This is a genomic window from Moraxella sp. CTOTU47618, assembly GCF_032017425.1.
Lineage (GTDB): Bacteria > Pseudomonadota > Gammaproteobacteria > Pseudomonadales > Moraxellaceae > Faucicola > Faucicola tetraodonis.
Genome location: NZ_DALZPW010000009.1, coordinates 16207 through 35221 on the forward strand (window position 1 = coordinate 16207; position 19015 = coordinate 35221).

Consider the following 19015-nt stretch of genomic DNA (forward strand, 5'->3'; position numbering starts at 1 on the left):
CGTTTGTACGACTGTTACCGAATGGTAAATTTTGTAATAATACATTCAACGGCACAGGGATGATTCTCAAGGATTGAGATAAGGACAGAATTGCCAATAAGGGAATGGTTTATCGTAGTATTAAGAAATGATGCTTGATAAACACGTGGAGTGAGACTTAGGATGAGTCAAGAAATTCACTACCAGTTAGTAAGGACCTTAAGGATGAGGTCAGTGATGCTAGGATAGCAGGTAAAAAAGCCATATCAGAGGATATGGCTTTTTTACTTTGGAGGGAGTGTTAGTCTAGTTTAGACTAAAAGCGATAGTCGTGACGAGTTGACCAATCGTCGATTTCTTTTTCTACAACGTCTTGGGTACGACCATAACGCTCTTGAATTTTACCTGATAGCTTTTGGCGGCTACCTGCGACTTGGGTGATTTCATCATCAGTTAAGTCACCCCAAGTTTCTTTCACAGCGCCTTTAACTTGTTCCCATTGACCTTTAATTGTATTCTCATTCATGAGTAGTATCCTTTGTTGTACTTAGTTTGATTATTTATCATTAAAAATATATACCCAATGATAAATCGTTATTGCTTATTCGTTATTGGCTATTGGGTATATGACTAGTATGCCAAAATCTAGCGCACAGTATGTGGTAGAAACTATAGTAAAGCATCAAAAAACGTAACTAAATCAATGATTTTGTAAATAATATCAAGCTTTTCTTACACGGCAGACAATAACTTTACAGCATAGACAACCTAGAATTTTGCACAAAAAAAGAAGGCTATAAATATAGCCTTCCATTTAATCTTTCTAAGCTTTAATGATAACTTAGTGGTGATGACCGCCTGCACCGTGTACATGACCGTGTTGCAATTCTTCATCTGATGCATCACGAATGCTTGCCACTTCCACATCAAAATGAAGTTTTTTGCCTGCTAAGGGATGGTTAGCATCAACAATCACTTTGTCATCTTGTACATCTTTTACAGTGACTAACATCACATGACCGTCTTCAGTTTGTGATTGGAACTGCATACCTGGTTGGATATCTTCGACACCTTGGAAATTTTCGCGTGGAACTTCTTGTACTGCCGCGTCATCGAATTCGCCATAAGCGTCTACAGGTTCAATGCTTGCAGTAAATTTGTCACCCACTGATTTGCCCGCTAATTGTGATTCAAGACCTGGAATAATGTTTTGGTAGCCATGTAAATACGCTAAAGGTTGACCTTCTGGTGATTGGTCAATGACGTTACCTTCGTCGTCTTTTAAAGTGTAATGAAAATGTACAACGTTGTTATTATTGATAGTAGACATCGCTAAAATTCCTTATGAATCAATGAATGGATTGGCAAATCGCTTTTTTGGCACAATAAATTAAAAATTGCTAGAAATTAAAATTGCTAGGATTTTTCACTACAATATCCGTGAAAATCTTTCAATTTTTGGTTAAACCTCAAAATACGCCAAAAAATATTAATGTAAATTGTAACATCAATCATTAAAAGTTTGGCAGTTATAGACTTTAAAACACATTTTTAATCATTCAACCATACAACACTGTAACAATAAAGCCGTGTTCTGTTATTAATGGCGATAAGATTTAAAAATTCAATTTATTGGGCAAATTATTTATTAATGAGTCCTGTAGCCAGTAGGGGCGTTTATATAATCCAGCCCCTATCTGCCAAAATGCGTTTGATTTGGGCGTAAATAATCGGCGCAGCTAACAAGCCTGCCAGTCCAAAGGTGGCTTCTAATACCAACATAAATAGCAAAAGCTCCCAGGCGGTCGATCGGATTTTGCTACCAATAATCTGCGCATTTAAAAAATACTCAAGTTTGTGAATGGTCACTAGCCACAGTAATGATGAAATACTAACGATGAGTCCATGGGTCAGACTGAGTGACACAATAATGGTATTTGAGATTAAATTCCCAATCACAGGCAGCAAACCTGCGATAAAAGTAATAAGCACCACAGTCCATGCCATGGGCAGGGGATGACCTACCAAAGGTAAAATACCCAATAAATAAATAGCGGTGAGAATCGTGTTAATTGATGAGATTTTGACTTGGGCAAAAAATACATCGGTAAAACCTGCCATCAGCTCATCAAATTTTTGACGAAAGTGACGCGTTAGGGGTTTAGTATGTAAATGCGCATGGGCAGGGACTTGTATGGCAATAATGCCACCAATCACCGCACCAATGATAGCATAGCCAAACCCTTTGAGCGTGTGAATACCTGCAACCTGCAACTGTGGCGCATAGTCTTTGATAGTTTGGGCAAAAATACGTTTGATGGAACTGACCGATTCAGGCAAATGCTGTGACACAGAATCGGGCAATAAACGATGCAGTTGGTCAATCACCAGCATAACCTGAGCAAGCAGGCTGTTAAATCGCTCGACGCTGGCTTTTTCTGCCACCCAATCACCAAACAAATAAATACCGATACTGGTGAGTAATACCAACAAGAAGATAGCAATCCCTTCGGCGCGTTGGTCTAGCTTGATACGTTCTGAAAATTGCGGCTTGGGTGCCACCACATGACGCCGTATCCAATTGGCGATGCCGCGTGTCAGCGCATAGACAATCAGCCCCGAGAACATCACCATGCCAAGCTTTAAAACCAGTACAGGCAGCCAAACAATAATCACACTACTGATGGCAAAAAAGAAGGTTTTTAAATCAGGTAAATTTGACCGAGAGGTTGGCATCGTCGGTACAACAGAATCCGTCATTACAGGCTCGATAAGTTGAGGTGAGCTAGGTCGTAAGGGTTTTGTTGAAGCTGATTCAAGGGTCATAGCGGATATCATAAGTCGGTAAAAAAAGATGAGATAAAACTAACACAATTTTACTGATTAAAGTATTAGATTTATGACAAAATTTTGTCAAAATCGCGCGCGTGATGCGCAATAATAACCGGTGAAAATCGCAATCAAACGTAAAATCGGCTACAATAAGCCATCTTTTTTATTCTTTCTTTTATCGGTTATCAAGCCTCGCTACTTTTAAGTCAAATACTATGTCACTACATTCTGAAATCGCCAAACGCCGCACTTTTGCTATTATCTCGCACCCCGATGCCGGTAAAACCACCATGACCGAAAAATTACTGCTGTGGGGGCAAGCAATTCAGCGCGCAGGTGAAGTCAAATCACGCAAAACCGACAAACACGCGACATCTGACTGGATGAGCATGGAGCAAGAGCGTGGTATCTCGATTACCACTTCTGTGATGCAGTTTCCCTATGCCGACAACATGGTCAATCTGCTAGACACCCCAGGTCACGCCGACTTTTCAGAAGATACCTATCGTACCTTAACCGCGGTGGACAGCGCACTGATGGTGATTGATGGGGCAAAAGGGGTTGAAGAGCGAACCATCAAGCTGATGGAAGTATGTCGGATGCGTGACACGCCGATTATCTCATTTGTCAACAAGCTTGACCGCGAAATCCGTGACCCGTTATCACTGCTTGATGAAATTGAAAACGTCCTCAAAATCCAATGTGTGCCGATGACGTGGCCGATTGGTACAGGTCAGCATTTTGTTGGGGTGTATAACATCAGCGAAGATAAAACTTACTTTTATCAAAAAGGTCATGGTACTGAGATTGTCGAGATTGAGAGCCGTGATGGCTATGACTATCCAGATGTCCGCGAGAGAATCGGTGAAATTGCCTTCCGTGAATTTGAAGAAAGCCTAGAGCTTGCAAAAATGGCACATGAAGATTGGGATGTCGATGAATTTTTGACCGGTAAACAAACGCCTGTGCTGTTCGGCACTGCGTTGGGTAACTTTGGGATTAACATGGTGCTTGATGTACTGACCCAATACGCCCCAGCCCCTAAAGACCATGACACCGTTGAACGCACCGTCAAAGCCGATGAAGAAAAATTCTCCGGCTTTGTCTTTAAAATCCAAGCCAACATGGACCCAAAACACCGTGACCGTATTGCCTTTATGCGGGTGTGTTCAGGCAAGTACGAAAAAGGCATGAAAATGAAACATGTGCGCTTGGGCAAAGAAGTACGCATTTCAGATGCCTTGACATTTTTGGCAGGTGACCGCGAAGCGCTGGAAGAAGCGTATTCGGGCGATATCATTGGCTTACATAATCACGGCACCATCCAAATTGGCGATAGCTTTACCGAAGGCGAAACTTTAAACTTCACAGGCATTCCCCACTTTGCGCCAGAATTGTTTCGCCGTGTGGTACTCAAAGACCCACTAAAATCCAAACAACTGCAAAAAGGCCTACAGCAGCTATCAGAAGAAGGCGCCACCCAAGTATTTATGCCGCAAATCAACAATGATTTGATTTTGGGCGCGGTAGGGGTGCTACAATTTGAAGTGGTCGCGCATCGCCTGCTTGAGGAATATAAAGTGCAATGTACCTTTGAGCCTGTGTCGATTGCGACGGTGCGCTGGGTGCATTGTGATGATAAAGTGGCGTTTGAGAAGTTTAAGAAAAAAGCCCACGACCAGTTATCGGTCGACGGTGGTGGGTATTTGACCTATCTTGCCCCAAGCCGGGTCAATCTTAAATTGATGGAAGAACGTTATCCAGAAATTACCTTTAGCGCTACCCGTGAGCATTGATACATTGAGACATTCATCGTGATAACTGCAGAAAAGCTGACAAACCCTGTCAGCTTTTTTTTAACCTTAAAAGGATTTTACCCAATTTACCAAACGATAACCTAATGATGGCAAACAATAAATATTGGTAACCTAATTACTTTAGTAAACCGCTTAAATTTTGGCTACAATAAACGCATTAGCGATAACTACTAATTTAAATAATTTAAAATTTTAACAACTACAACAAAAGTGAGGATACTATGCAATTTCCTAATGGTGTAAACAAATCAAACTTAATTAAACTTGGCGTACTTGGTGCCGCTTACTATATGTTAAAAGGTCGTAACAAAACCCAGCCAACCATTGAAAACAAAGCAAATAATCCAGCACCGGTTGACAATGAGCCTGCTGACAGTGCTGCGGCAAATTCAAATGGCACGAAACCTGCCAAGACTACAGCTTTTACCATGGGTAAAGAGCTAGCGGCTAAAGTATTGGGTAAAAAATTCTAATAATTATCGAATACTTATCAAATTACGTTGTTATATAACAGCGATATACATAACGGCATTTGAAAACAGCCCATTAGTCCACCATTAAACGGGTATCGACTGATGGGTTTTTTTATGGCAATACTGTTAAAAGCTAAGGTTTAAAAACTAAGGCAGGGGAAGGAAAGGTATGAGCATATCGAGGGTGATTAAACTAGGGGTTGCTGCGACAGCTTTATTGTTGCTACCTAGACGCAGTAGTCCACAGGCTGATAAAGTAGCCGATTGCCGTAAAAGTCTATCCGCCAAACATACACTTGAGCCGCCTATCAATAAAAATACTGAGCAGGATAACCATAACTTAAACAATGGCTAAAGTTTTTATGTAAAGCTATGGGCAGATAACAAATAAAGGATAAATAGATGACGTGCGTGGGCTGCACCGCAATTGACGGTGCCTTACAGCGAGCTAAACGGCAATGTCAAACCACAGTATTTGAAATGATATGACTATGATAAATGATCCGACTTGCTCGTTTGATTTGCCATTACCATTACCATTAATTGATACGCATACCCATTTTGATGTGGATAGCTTCGATCATGACCGCGAAATGCAATCACAATTGGCATGGGATAATGGCGTTCGTCATCTGGTTTTGATAGGCTTTTTAGCAAAGTATTTTGCACAAATGGTGGCGTGCCAACAGCAAATGCAAGGCTATGGGCAGCAAGGCAAAGCCACACCTTTGGCATATTTAGCCTTTGGGTTGCATCCTTTTTATATCACTGAGCATAAAGACAGCGATTTGCAGCGGCTAGAGCAGTTTATTCAGCAACATTCACCCATCGCGATTGGCGAAATCGGGCTTGATACTTTTACCGCGCCGATGAAAACTGCGGAGAACTATACTCGCCAGCAAGAGTTTTTTGGTCAGCAACTTGAATTGGCAAAACAATACCAACTGCCAGCGCTGCTACATATTCGCCGCGCGCATGGCGATGTGATTAAGATGTTAAAAGCACAAAAATTCACCCAGGGGGGGATTGCGCATAGTTTTAGTGGCGGTATCCAAGAAGCCAAAGCGCTGGTCAATCTGGGCTTTAAAATTGGTATCACCGGGCAAGTGACCAATCCGAATGCCAAAAAACTGCGCCATACCCTTACAGAACTTGTCAAAACCGTCGGACTTGACGCTATTGTGATTGAGACGGACTGCCCAGACTTTACGCCGCTACCCTGTCATGAGACGCACGGTAGGCGCAATGTACCTGCCAATCTGCCTTACGTGTTGACAGCGTTATCAGACCTATTAAACAAACACAAATCCCAACTCGCCGAACAGTTGTGGCAAAATAGCTGCGCTGCACTACAAGTTACCTGGGAGTATCCTATCCCAAACAAATTGAATATAAACTTTGACCAAGATTAAGATAAACCATGACAATGACAGCCGAAATGACGCCTGATATGACATTAACTGATGCCCAATACGAACGCCGTTTTGCGGGCACCCAAAAACTGTATGGCGCCGCGCAATTTAGTAAGTTTGAGAATCTGCATGCGTATGTGGTGGGCGTGGGCGGGGTGGGCTCATGGGCAGCTGAGGGACTGGCTCGTACTGGGGTAGGCGAGATGACATTAATTGACATGGATGTGCTAGTAGCTTCCAATGTCAATCGACAATTACCCGCTACCGATAGCAATTTTGGTAAAAGCAAAATTGAAGCCATGGCAGCACGTATCAAAGAAATCAATCCCCATATCAAATTACATTTGATTGACGATTTTTTGAGCAAAGATAACGTACAATTGTTAATGCCTAATCGTGCTTTGCAATCACAGCTTAAACAGTCAGGTAAACAGCTTGTGGTGTTAGACTGTGTTGATGATATGAATGCCAAGCTTGCGCTTGCCCTGCATTGCCGATTTAATAAATTAAAGTTAATTATGGCGGGCGGGGCAGGTGGCAAGACGGATCCGACCCAAATTCAAGTGGCAGATCTTAAGGATACTTACCAAGATCCGCTACTGGCTAAAGTCAGACAGCGACTTCGTCAAGATTATGGCATCAATCGTGCGATGAAAGAGAAATTCGGCATTCGTTGTGTTTTTTCATCACAGCCGCCGATTGTTGATAAGTCCTGTCAAGCAGGTGGTTTGCATTGTGGCGGCTATGGATCGGCCGTTGCAGTGACCTCAGTGGTGGGGATGATGTTGGTGGCTGAAGCGTTAAAATAACCTCAGCGTTTAATTTTTATCACGTAGTAGGACGGTGTTAATGAGATGATATCATATCCTATAGCAAGCAATGAAAAACAGCGTCTAGCGGTATTGGATGAGTACCATATTATCCAAACAAATACAGAAGCCGAATTTGAGCGTATTAGCGCATTGGCCAAGGCATTTTTTGGTACTAAGATTGTCGCTATTACTTTTTTGGATGCTGATATCCAGTTTTTTAAGTCAAGAATTGGGATAAATGAAATCTCAACCAGCCGTGATGTTGCTTTTTGCAATTACACCATTACACAAAATGACACCTTTGTCACGCTCGATACTCACCAAGATGCGCGATTTAAAAACAATCCTTTGGTCACCGGTTACCCTTATATTCGGTTTTATGCCGGTGCCCCCATCGTAGTTCACGATAGTCAAGGTAGGGAATTTGCTTTGGGTGCGCTGTGTGTGATTGACGACCAGCCGCATCAAGATTTTGATGCCAATCAACAACGTGTGCTAGCGGATTTGGCGGCGATGGTGAGTGATACCTTAAAATTACGGCAGCAGCGTTACCAAGCTGAGCGCGCTGATGAGGTAAAGACCGCATTTTTGGCTAATATGAGCCATGAAATTCGCACGCCGATGAATGGTATCATGGGCATACTTGAATTGCTTGAGCAGACACCGCTTGATACGCAGCAGCAACACTATATCAAATCGATTAAAACATCGAATGAGCATCTGCTTACCATCGTCAACGACATTTTGGATTTATCCAAAGTAGAATCAGGTAAAATACGTTTTGAGAGTATCCCCGTTGATTTAGCACAGCTATGCCAAGACGTGTATCAATGCTTTTTAGCCACTGCAAAAGACAACAGCGTGGAACTAACCTTCGATTACCCTGATAACTTGCCCAAATATGTCAACACCGATCCGGTGCGGGTGCGACAGATTTTAATCAATCTAGTCAATAACGCCATCAAATTTACCCCAAAACAAGGTAAAGTGACCATTCAAGCTATGAATGGCTGTGATAAGCACCAAATCAAATTCAATGTGATTGATACAGGTGTTGGCATCAAGCCTGAATCATTGGCGGTGATTTTTGATGCGTATAATCAAGCCGATAAGTTTACCCATCGTGTATATGGTGGTACAGGGCTAGGGCTATCTGTGTGCAAAGCGCTGGCAGAAGGGATGGGTGGTACGATTAAGGTAACCAGTGAAAAAAATAAAGGCGCAACCTTTACCCTAACTTTACCAATGATAGCAACCGATGAAATCAGCTATCAGCAGTGGCACCAACGTCATGATGAAACCGCAATACAACCGCGAGAACATCTACCTGCCCATGTTCTGCTAGCAGAAGACAATGAGCTAAATGCTATGGTCGCGGTCAAAAGCCTAAAAAAATATGGCTATGAAGTCACCCGAGCCAAAGATGGGTTAGAGGCCGTCAATTTTTATAAAGCTGACCCTAGCAAATATCACATCATTTTGATGGATCATCAAATGCCCATCATGGATGGGGTGGAAGCCACCAAGATGCTCAAACAGTCGTACAATCAGTTGCCGCCTATTATTGCAGTGACGGCACACGCCATGCATGGGGACAAAGAAGTATATCTTAATGCGGGTATGCAAGATTACTGTACCAAGCCCTATAAGCCTGAAGTGCTTGATGTGATGATTCAGCGCTGGCTGCATCATGTCGCCAACACGGTTTAAGAGATATTAATCACAAAATTTGCTTGCATTTGCGCAAACAATTGCTTACGGTAAAACCCTACCACAGTTTGTGGTAGGGTTTTATTTTTGTTGAAGTATTTTTGCTTTGTCACGGCTAAAAATGGCTTTGGTGACAGTGTTTTATAGAATTAAGAGCTAAAAAAACGCCTATGGGAAATTTTATTTTTTTACAAATTTTGGCAGCGGTTTGTGCCTTGTCCATCATTACCACGCTATTTAACAAGCGGATTTTGGACTTTCCACAAGCCATTGGGGTGCCCATTGTGTCCGCGGTACTGGTTTTTATTTTGCAGTGGAGTGCAAGCCTGCTCAATGGCAACGAGTTTATTACCATCAATATCACCAGTATCCAAAATGCGGTGCGTGATATTGATTTTTACGATTTTTTAATCAATGGGGTGATTTGTTTTATTTTGACGGCATCGGCGCTGACGTTTAAGGTGTCCGATCTCAAAAACTATTGGAAACCGATTGGGATTTTGGCAAGTATCGCATTGGCACTGTGTGCGCTGTTTTTTGCAAGCCTTATGTTTGGCTTTCAGTGGCTTATAGGAGCAAGTATTCCGTTCGCGGTATTGCTGTTACTGGGTGCGGCACTGGGCGCGACTGACCCGATTGGCATCAAAGGCGTGCTTAGCTCTATCAAAGCGCCGCGCCATTTGATGATTAAGCTAGAAGGTGAGTCGCTGTTCAATGATGCAGTGTGTATTGCGCTATTTATGACTATTTTGCATGGCCTGCAAGGTGATGGTTTTAGCATCGTTAAGACAGTAGAAGTGTTGTTGTATGAAATCGTGGTCGCCGGGGTTATTGGTTGGTTTTTTGGGCAGATGACGCTGCGGATTTTAAGCGGTAAACACGAGATGGAGTCACTGATTTTGACCACAGCATTTTTGGCGTGTGGATCGTATTTGGTGGCATTGTATGCGCATGCTTCTGCGCCCATTGCTTGTGTGGTCGGTGGTTTGATTGTCGGTAACCGTTGGCACCAGATTTTAGACGAAGGTGAAATCACCTATGTGAATCACTTTTGGCACGCCATTGAGGGGATTATCAATTCATTTTTGTTCACCCTTATCGGTCTGGAGCTATTTATTTTAGAGCTGAATACCTCGTTGATTTTGGGCGGTGTGGTGGCATTTATTTGTCTGCATTTATCCCGTTTTTTGGCAAATTTTGCGTCTTTTAGCCTGTTGTCTGATGTCCGAAAAACCAGTTATAACGGCAGTTTGACGATTTTATCGTGGGGCGGGGTACGCGGGGCGATTTCTTTGGCGTTGATTTTATCGGTTTCTAACGTCCCTGAATTGCAGCCTTATAGCAGCTTTTTGGTGGGTTATACCTTTATCGTGGTATTGATGTCGGGCGTGGTATGTGGTCTTGGGCTACCTGCGGTGATGAATGCGTTTTATTATAACCCGAACGAACGCACGACAGGTTTTGCAGGGTGGTATCAAAGGCTAGTTAAACGCTTTAATCGCAAAGGCTACCAATATGTGCTCAGCGAGGATGAGCAGGGCAATGAAGTCATTACCCGTTACCAGCCGCCGCCTGTGGTGATTCAAGAGACGCCTAGTAGTGTCGGTATGGCATTGCCACTGCCAAAAGTGATTGATAAAGATGGGCATGATGAATTGGCCCATCCCAATGGTTTTTAACTGTTACTACCACAAAAAAAGACCTAGCAAATGGCTAGGTCTTTTTTTATACCATTATATGATTAAATGGCTGCGCGCAAAATCCGCTCAGATACTGCCAAATCATTGCTACGATGTTCACCAAGTTTGACCATATTATGTTCTTCTAATTGGCTCAAAATTGGCGCAATTGCAGACGCATCAAGGTCGGCATCTGACAATCTCACTGGTAAGCCAAGCTCGCGGAAAAAGTTTTCGGTGTTAACAATCGCTTGCTCGATTTTATCCTCATCGCTACCTTCAGTGATATGCCAAACGTTTTTGGCGTACTGTAGCAGCTTGTCTTTTTTGCTATCTTTGAGCTCACGCATCACCCCAGGCAACACAATGGTCAAGGTGCGGGCGTGGTCAATGCCGTGTAGGGAGGTTAATTCATGCCCAATCATATGGGTGGTCCAGTCTTGTGGTACGCCCGTGCCAATGAGACCATTGAGTGCCATTGTCGCTGTCCACATGATGTTCTTACGCGTTTCCATGTCATTAGGATTGGCTTTGACGGCACGGCCTTCTTCAATCAAGATTTTGAGCAGACTTTCAGAGAAACTATCTTGGACTTTGGCATTGACTGGGTAAGTCAGATACTGCTCCATCACATGCACAAACGCATCGCCTACACCATTCATCACTTGACGCTCAGGTAGCGTTAAGGTTTTGGCAGGGTCAAGAATCGAAAACTGTGGGAATACCAGCGGGTTACCAAAAGGCAATTTGGCATGACGCTCACTATGATTGATAACGCCGCCTGAATTCATCTCTGAACCTGTTGCAGGAATGGTGAGTACAGTACCGAGCGGTAGCGCATTTTGAATATCACGGGTATATCCTTTTAACGCTTCCCACGCTTTTTCATGGTCTTTGTCGTCATCTAAGGTGGCAGTCAAGGCAACAAATTTGGTGCCATCGAGTACTGAGCCACCGCCGACAGCGAGCAAAAAGTCAATGTTGTTGGCATGTACCATATCGACGGCTTTCATCAAAGTATTAAATTCTGGATTTGGCTCAATGCCGCCAAATTCAAAGATTTCACGCTGTTTACCTTGTAGCGCGGTTTTGACCTCATCGAGTGTGCCGGTTTTTTTGGCAGAGCTGCCGCCATAGGTGATAAGTACACGGGCATTATCAGGGACAAGATTGGCGAGTTCTTTGATTTGACCTTCGCCAAATACGATACGCACAGGGTTGTAATATTGGAAATTATTCATGCCGATCCTTAAGAAATTGTTATTGTTAAAACATTGCCACTTGTAAAAATGCACCATGGCACTTATTAAGTAAACGTTACGCTCAAACACAGCGCTATCATAGAATAAAATAGTGAAAGCAATTGCAATAATTTGTCTAAAACTCGCAAAAGCTTTTTAAAAACAAATGTGTTTTAGAAACAGATGCTTGCTAAAACGTAGTCTTTGCTCAAGCTTCTAACAGCAGATTAACCTGTGAAAATTATGCTGTGACGAAGTTTGATAGCAACGTATATAAGTCTAAAATCCTTATAAACAAGGATGCTGCAACAATTTTTTTATCAAGTTTGTTATGACTTTTTGTTATAACTTGAAGCTAGCAGCGTCCAATAACTCAACGAAAGATGAATCAACAATCACGAGGAATGTATGTCTTACTCCGCTCTTCTATCACCGATTAACGTGGGCGCGATGCGCTTGCCAAACCGCGTCTTTATGGCGCCATTGACCCGTCTGCGTAGTGCTGATTTGCCAAATGGAACAAAAAATATTGGTGGCTTGCCAACGCCACTCATGGCAACCTATTATACCCAGCGCGCTAGCAGTGGTTTGATTATCACAGAAGCCACGGATATCTCAGCCGATGCCAAAGGCTACGCAGGCGCTCCCGGTGTTTTTAGTGACGCACAAATTGCAGGCTGGAAAATGATTGCTGATAGCGTACACCAAGCAGGCGGTCATATCGCTATGCAGCTATGGCACACAGGGGTAGTATCGCATTATAGCTTGCGCCCACAAGGTCAGCCGCCTGTATCAGCATCAACCGTGGATTTGGGTGATGCGGTACGCACCTCGTTGAAAGATGACGAAGGCAAAGTATACCGTGTGACTGCCACGCCAGCCCGTGAGATGACCACCGCAGAAATCAAACAAACCGTCGATGATTTTGCCAGCGCCGCGCGTAATGCGATTGAAGCAGGCATGGACGCGATTGAAATCCACGGTGCACACGGGTATTTGATTCATCAATTCTTGTATGATAGCGTCAACCAACGCAGCGATGAATACGGTGGTAGCTTAGAGAACCGTATGCGCTTTTTGACAGAAATTTTAACCGCAGTCACTAGCGCGATTGGCAGTGACAAAGTGGGTATCCGTATCTCGCCACTGGGTCAATTCAATGGCGTGGATGCCGGTAGCGAAGACGATGCGTTAGCAATCATCAAGCTGATTGATAGCTTTAATTTAGCCTATTTACATATCTCTGAGCCAGACTGGGCAGGTGGAAAACCCTTTACCGCAGAATTCCGTCGCCAAATTCGTGATGCTTATCACGGCGTGCTTATCGGTGCTGGTGGCTATACCGCAGAAAAAGCAGACGCGCTAATTCGTGATGGCTTAATTGATGCGGTAGCTTTTGGTCGCAGTTATATCGCAAATCCAGATTTGGTTGAGCGTTTTCACCAGAATGCGCCGCTTAATCAACCAAACCCAGCCACTTTTTATGGTGGCGATCAAGAGGGCTATACGGATTATCCTGCGTTAGCCCAATAATTGTACTAGCAAAAATAATCGTATTAGCGAATATGAAAACCCCGATTGTGTGACGACATGAGCGGGGTTTTTTATTGGGCTAATAACACAAACAAATGTTTTTTACTAAACTTATCATGAAAGTGACTAGAAAATCTGCTAATAATAATCAAGCGGCAATAGGAAATTGTCATATTAAAAAATAGTCAAACAAAGACAAGGAGAACGAAATGAAAAGACGTTTTACAGCCCCATTATTTAGCGCAGCTATAGCCATATTATCGGTAGCGGCAACCACCCAAACTGCCACTGCCGCGACAGCTACTAAAATTATTTTTCCAAAGGGTAGCTACTGCGCCAGTTATTCAGGTGATTTTAGTAAAACTAAAACTTATAGCCTGTATCTGCTAAAAAACCAAGATTTTGAAGTGAAAGCCGCCAATATGGAAGATGGTATCCACATCAGAGATGCACGGGGTGTGCTGCGAGGTGAATGGATTGACGACAATACCTATCGTATTCATACGCGCATGAAAGGTTTGCATTATGTGACCGTACGCAGTCCGTATGGCGACCAACAAGTTGAGTTTTGCGCGTATTGATTTAGTAAGGTTTGGGGGTTTTGCTATTAGCCAAAACTTGAAAATACCACCATTAACACCGGTGAGATGATATTGACCAAAAATCCAAAGCTCATGGCAAGCGGTACCACTTCATTTCCCCCTGAGCTTTGGATGACCGGCAAAGTAAAATCCATGGTGGTCACCCCGCCCAAACCCACCGCCGTGGTTGGGTATTTGCGAATCAGCATAGGGATAAACAGTAGCGCCGTGAACTCACGTAACAAATCATTGAGTAATGCAACACTCCCCCAAACTGCGCCATACGCATCAGTCATGATAATCCCCGACAACGAATACCAGCCATAGCCAGAAGATAGCGCTAAGCCTTGGGTGAAGGTCACATCAGGCATTATCAGTGCGTACAGTAAACCACCGACTGCCACACTGAGACAAAAAATCACACAGGCTTGTACGCCGCGTTTGTTGACCAATACCTGACGTAACGTCATCCCCGAATGCGACAACTGAAAACCCACCAACAAAATCAGCAAAATCAACAACCCCTTAATGATGCCATCAATCGGCAAATCCGTTATTGGCAGCAATTTGCCCAGTACAAAACCCAACGCCACACAGCACAACTGAACCAGGCTTCCTGTGATGCTAAAACCTGCTTGGCTATGCTCATGGGGAAGCGCACGCTGCCAAGGATGCAGCTTGTCAAACATCAGCAAACTGATAAAACCTGTCCCTAGGGTACAAATCGCCAATACCGCCACATTGATGCCAATAAACCCAATCTGCGCGCCCAAGTCAGGAATCTGCGATAACGAAAGACCAATAAAGGTTAAAATCACAAACACCAAGTTGGTCAGTAGCTTGTCTACCAGCGGCATGAATCGTTGCGGTAATGGCAGTAAAAACCCGACCACCAAGGGAGTAAGAATCAGAACAAGGGTGATAAAGTTTTCTAACATACCGCGACGCTTCCAGACAGGTTTAAACACAGGCTAATCGCAATATTTTGCAGTTAGCAATTGGTTTAAAAAATTAAAAGTGGCTATTGTACCCATAAATGCACCAAGTTGGCGAATATTTGCCATAATGCGTGGTTTAAGCGTGCAATCAATTGTTTGGTAACACATTTGTAGTATGATTGAACAAATAGTTGTGTAAGATAAGCACATCCAATCATCTTATGCGTTAGATGACTTTATTAGCCGTTAATTTTTTCAATTTGTAGGATTATTATGAGACATTTTTATTTTGATATTGTCTTTACCACGATTGCGCTAGCCATAGCCGCGTGGTGGGGTTTTTCACATGGTGGTGTTGGCACTATGATGTCGGCGCTGTTTGTCACGCTGATTTTGGCAGTGATGGAGATTTCACTGTCGTTTGATAATGCGGTGGTCAATGCCTCGGTACTCAAAACCTGGGATAAGTTTTGGAAAATGATTTTCTTGACTGTGGGTATACTCATCGCGGTATTTGGTATGCGTCTGGTATTCCCGATTGTCATCGTCGCAGTGACTGCCGATATGGGCATGATGGATGTCATCAACATGGCGCTCAACAACCCGAAAGAATACTCTGCCAAACTGATGGAGCATCATGCAGAGATTGCCGCATTTGGTGGGATGTTCTTGTTGCTCGTCTTTTTAAACTTCATCTTTGATGAAAAAGAAGTGATGTGGTTTGAATGGCTAGAGCGTAAATTGGCACGATTTGGCAAGGTCGATGCCATGAGCGTGTTTGTCGCATTGGTACTATTAATGACCGCCTTATATTGGGTGGAAGACGCCAAAAAATCGGTGGTGTTAACCGCAGGGGTATTTGGTATTTTGATTTATCTAGCCACCAATGTGTTATCAAGCCTGTTAGAAGGGGCGGACGATGATGATGAATCAACCCCCAATGTGATTGAAGGCAAAGAAGTAGCGGGCGCGATTGCCAAAGGCGGTATCGCAGGTTTCTTGTATCTAGAAGTACTCGATGCATCGTTTAGTTTTGATGGGGTGATTGGTGCGTTTGCCATTACCAATGACGTGATTATCATCATGCTAGGCCTTGCCATTGGTGCGATGTTTGTGCGATCCATGACCATTTTCTTGGTAGAAAAAGGCACGCTTGATGAGTTTGTTTATCTAGAACATGGCGCGCATTATGCGATTGGTGCGTTGGCGGTCATCATGCTATTGGCAACCGTGCATATCGAAGTGCCAGAAATTGTGACGGGTTTGATTGGGATCGCCTTTATCGTATGGGCAGTGATTAACTCTATCAGCTACCGTAAGCGCCAAGCAGCTTTGGCGAAACACTGAAAGACGCTAAAATACGCTAAAAAGACTGAGGCTAATGCCTAACAGTAGCGGTATTTAAGATGCTGGCTTGAGCTTAATATCCCTTAAGCTTTTGACACATAAATATAACAGCTTAATGGGGCCGAATGGTGGACAAATTCTATCACCAAAGGTATAGTTAAAACGTGGGTTTCGGCTCACGTTTTGTTTTTTTAGGCGATTTTTAACGGTGTCTAATGCTTTTGTCTGGGCGTTTTTAGTCTGGGCGCGCTTTTGGTCTAGGCACTTGTAGTCTCAGCGTGAAAGGCGTAGGGCATTATAAAGGACATCGATTTTCTTATTTGACTTCAAAAATTTATTACAAAGGATAAAACAATGGCAATTAGCTTAACCAAAGGTGGTAATGTTAATTTATCAAAGGAAGCACCGAATTTAACCAACATGGCCGTTGGTCTTGGCTGGAACCCACGTGCCACTGACGGGCAAGCCTTCGACTTAGACGCGGTCGCGTTTTTGGTCAATGAATCGGGTAAAGTACGGGCAGATGCAGATTTTATTTTCTTTAACAACCTAAAATCATCTGATGGCTCGGTAGAACATACGGGTGATAACCGCACCGGTGAAGGCGATGGCGATGATGAAGTCATCAAAGTAGATTTAACTAAAGTCCCAGCCGATGTAAGCAAAGTGGTATTTTGTGCGGTGATTTATGATGGTCAAGCGCGTAACCAAAACTTTGGTCAAGTAGCAAACGCTTATATTCGCATCGTGAATACCCAAGGCGGCGCTGAAGTGGCTCGTTATGATTTGTCAGAAGACAGCAGCACCGAGACGGCGATGATTTTTGGTGAGCTTTATAAGAACAATGGCGAGTGGAAATTCCGCGCGGTTGGACAAGGTTTTGCTGGCGGTCTAGGACCATTGGCTGCGTCATATGGCGTTGCTGTTTAGTTTTTTGGCTAAAAATTTTTAACATTTTTTTAACAATGGGGTGGCATCGGCTTGCCCCTTTTTTTTAGCATAATCATTTTTTTAGCCTGAGCACTTTTTAAGCTTGAGCACTTTTTTCAGCCTAAATGCTTTTTTAAGTGCAGCTACTTTTATTATCATTTTGCCACCTAGTTTATAAGGATACATTAACCTATGGCAGCGACGTTTAGTATGATTGGGACGATTGAGCCATTTTTACATTGTAATCTCAAAAAAGGCGATTCGATTTATTGCGAATCCAATGCCATGGTCATGATGGAGTCAAATCTTGAGCTTAAAGGTCAGATGCGTGGCGGCATCATGCAAGCTTTGATGCGCCGATTTGCCAATGACGAGTCGATTTTTCAACAGCAAATTGAAGCGGTCAATGGTGAGGGTGACTGCTTACTGGCGCCCACACTTGATGGTGATATGCAAATTTTAGACGTCGGCGCCAATCAGTATACGCTTAGTGACGGTGCCTTTGTGGCAGCAACCAATGGTGTTGATTTGCGTGCCAATATCCAGCGCAATTTAGGCGGCGCTGTATTTGGGGATACGGGTGGCTTTATGGTCATGCAAACGCAAGGCCAAGGTCAGCTTGTGGTATCGGGGTTTGGCTCTTTGTTTGAGATTGATGTCACGCCTGATAAAGATGTGATTATTGATAATGGTCACGTGGTATGCTGGGACAGCCGATTGCAATATAGCCTGTCAATGGCAACCAGCCAGAAAAAAGGCTTTTTGGGCAATATCATCAATTCAGTCACGAGCGGCGAAGGCATGGTGCTCAAGTTCTCAGGTCAAGGCAAAGTAGTGATTTGCTCGCGTAACCGCGATACTTACCAAGGCTGGATTCAAAGTTTACTGGGGTCAAACTCAGGCGGACGCGGCGGCAATGAAGGTATTTTAGGCGGTTTGTTATAGTCAGTTTGTGCTAAGTTATTAACCTGTTAAAACATAGCTAGATAGAATAGTAAAAAATATAGTAACAAATAAGGAAACCAACATGTCAGTGAATTTATCGAAAGGTCAAAAAATCTCGTTAGAAAAAGAAGCAGGTGGCGCACTCAGCCAAATCAAAATGGGTTTGGGTTGGGATGTCGGTGCTGCGCCGCAAAAATCAGGTGGATTTTTGGGTAGCTTGTTCGGCGGTGGTGGCAGCGCAGGCGGCAGCATTGACTTGGATGCGTCGTGTATCATGCTTGATGCCAACAAACAAATGGTGGATGCGATTTGGTTTGGACAATTGCAGTCAAAAGACAGTAGCATACAACACACAGGCGACAACCGCACCGGCGCTGGCGATGGCGATGACGAAGTGATTAATGTCAACTTATCTCGTATCCCTGACCATGTGCAAGCCTTGGTTTTTACTGTCAATAGCTTTACGGGTCAAACTTTTGCCACGGTCAATAATGCGTTTTGTCGTTTGGTGAATGCCAGCAATAACAGTGAAGTTGCCCGTTATGATTTGTCAGCCCAAGGCAGTCATACCGCGCTAATTTTGGCAAAAATTTATCGCCATAACGGTGAGTGGAAAATGCATGCCATTGGTGAAACCGCGTCAGGTCGTACCTTTCATGATTTGATGCCTGCGATTTTACCGCATGTGTGACCGCGCTTTTTGATGTGAAGCAATAATGTGAAGCCATAAAGTAAGCCCTGTGACAAGCAGGGTTTTTTATTTTGACCACTATTTTTGATAAGTTT

Annotated in this window: 18 protein-coding genes; 13 read left to right on the plus strand and 5 right to left on the minus strand. The window is 43.5% G+C overall.

From position 1 onward, the window contains the following. Positions 1–295: 295 nt before the first annotated feature. From RTS09_RS08050 to RTS09_RS08060, 3 genes are all read right to left on the minus strand, one after another. Positions 296–505, minus strand: a complete 210-nt coding sequence (locus RTS09_RS08050) for a CsbD family protein (RefSeq protein WP_099833435.1) — start codon at positions 503–505, stop codon at positions 296–298. A 315-nt stretch (positions 506–820) separates the two neighbouring features. Then, positions 821–1309 (minus strand): FKBP-type peptidyl-prolyl cis-trans isomerase, encoded by a 489-nt coding sequence (locus tag RTS09_RS08055; RefSeq protein WP_312535937.1) that lies wholly within the window; start codon positions 1307–1309, stop codon positions 821–823. 347 nt (positions 1310–1656) lie between these two features. Further along, on the minus strand, positions 1657–2739 hold the full coding sequence (locus RTS09_RS08060) for an AI-2E family transporter (RefSeq protein WP_227522668.1): 1083 nt from the start codon (positions 2737–2739) through the stop codon (positions 1657–1659). 287 nt (positions 2740–3026) lie between these two features. On the opposite strand from RTS09_RS08060, the gene RTS09_RS08065 reads away from it, so the two are divergent. From RTS09_RS08065 to RTS09_RS08095, 7 genes are all read left to right on the plus strand, one after another. Further along, entirely contained in the window at positions 3027–4607 is a 1581-nt protein-coding gene (locus tag RTS09_RS08065; RefSeq protein WP_007115798.1) for a peptide chain release factor 3, read from the plus strand. 242 nt (positions 4608–4849) lie between these two features. Beyond that, entirely contained in the window at positions 4850–5101 is a 252-nt protein-coding gene (locus RTS09_RS08070) for a hypothetical protein (protein ID WP_284034548.1), read from the plus strand. Between the two features lie 169 nt (positions 5102–5270). Beyond that, entirely contained in the window at positions 5271–5456 is a 186-nt protein-coding gene (locus RTS09_RS08075; RefSeq protein ID WP_312535944.1) for a hypothetical protein, read from the plus strand. A gap of 136 nt (positions 5457–5592) precedes the next feature. Then, entirely contained in the window at positions 5593–6513 is a 921-nt protein-coding gene (locus RTS09_RS08080; protein WP_312535946.1) for a TatD family hydrolase, read from the plus strand. Between the two features lie 8 nt (positions 6514–6521). After that, positions 6522–7322 (plus strand): tRNA threonylcarbamoyladenosine dehydratase, encoded by an 801-nt coding sequence (locus RTS09_RS08085; protein WP_472776884.1) that lies wholly within the window; start codon positions 6522–6524, stop codon positions 7320–7322. A gap of 45 nt (positions 7323–7367) precedes the next feature. Next, entirely contained in the window at positions 7368–9035 is a 1668-nt protein-coding gene (locus tag RTS09_RS08090) for a GAF domain-containing hybrid sensor histidine kinase/response regulator (RefSeq protein WP_312535948.1), read from the plus strand. 170 nt (positions 9036–9205) lie between these two features. Beyond that, positions 9206–10714, plus strand: coding sequence for a cation:proton antiporter (locus tag RTS09_RS08095; protein WP_312535950.1), 1509 nt, complete (start codon positions 9206–9208; stop codon positions 10712–10714). 62 nt (positions 10715–10776) lie between these two features. Here the strand turns inward: RTS09_RS08095 and RTS09_RS08100 are convergent, their stop codons facing one another. Continuing rightward, positions 10777–11955 (minus strand): iron-containing alcohol dehydrogenase, encoded by a 1179-nt coding sequence (locus tag RTS09_RS08100; protein WP_050325430.1) that lies wholly within the window; start codon positions 11953–11955, stop codon positions 10777–10779. Between the two features lie 408 nt (positions 11956–12363). On the opposite strand from RTS09_RS08100, the gene nemA reads away from it, so the two are divergent. Both nemA and RTS09_RS08110 read left to right on the plus strand, forming a co-directional pair. After that, positions 12364–13488 (plus strand): N-ethylmaleimide reductase, encoded by a 1125-nt coding sequence (gene nemA / locus RTS09_RS08105; RefSeq protein ID WP_312535953.1) that lies wholly within the window; start codon positions 12364–12366, stop codon positions 13486–13488. Between the two features lie 209 nt (positions 13489–13697). Continuing rightward, positions 13698–14069, plus strand: a complete 372-nt coding sequence (locus tag RTS09_RS08110) for a hypothetical protein (RefSeq protein ID WP_312535955.1) — start codon at positions 13698–13700, stop codon at positions 14067–14069. A 26-nt stretch (positions 14070–14095) separates the two neighbouring features. Here RTS09_RS08110 and RTS09_RS08115 read toward each other — a convergent pair whose 3' ends face one another. After that, entirely contained in the window at positions 14096–15007 is a 912-nt protein-coding gene (locus RTS09_RS08115; RefSeq protein WP_312536093.1) for a LysO family transporter, read from the minus strand. Positions 15008–15280: 273 nt separating this feature from the next. Here RTS09_RS08115 and RTS09_RS08120 point away from each other — a divergent pair, with 273 nt between their 5' ends. The 4 genes from RTS09_RS08120 (at position 15281) to RTS09_RS08135 (ending at position 18920) form a co-directional block, all read left to right on the plus strand. Continuing rightward, on the plus strand, positions 15281–16354 hold the full coding sequence (locus RTS09_RS08120) for a DUF475 domain-containing protein (RefSeq protein ID WP_282841821.1): 1074 nt from the start codon (positions 15281–15283) through the stop codon (positions 16352–16354). Between the two features lie 354 nt (positions 16355–16708). Next, entirely contained in the window at positions 16709–17284 is a 576-nt protein-coding gene (locus tag RTS09_RS08125) for a TerD family protein (protein WP_065254149.1), read from the plus strand. A 192-nt stretch (positions 17285–17476) separates the two neighbouring features. Beyond that, positions 17477–18229 (plus strand): TIGR00266 family protein, encoded by a 753-nt coding sequence (locus tag RTS09_RS08130; RefSeq protein ID WP_060995590.1) that lies wholly within the window; start codon positions 17477–17479, stop codon positions 18227–18229. Between the two features lie 82 nt (positions 18230–18311). Beyond that, positions 18312–18920, plus strand: coding sequence for a TerD family protein (locus RTS09_RS08135; protein ID WP_312535958.1), 609 nt, complete (start codon positions 18312–18314; stop codon positions 18918–18920). Positions 18921–19015: the final 95 nt, after the last annotated feature.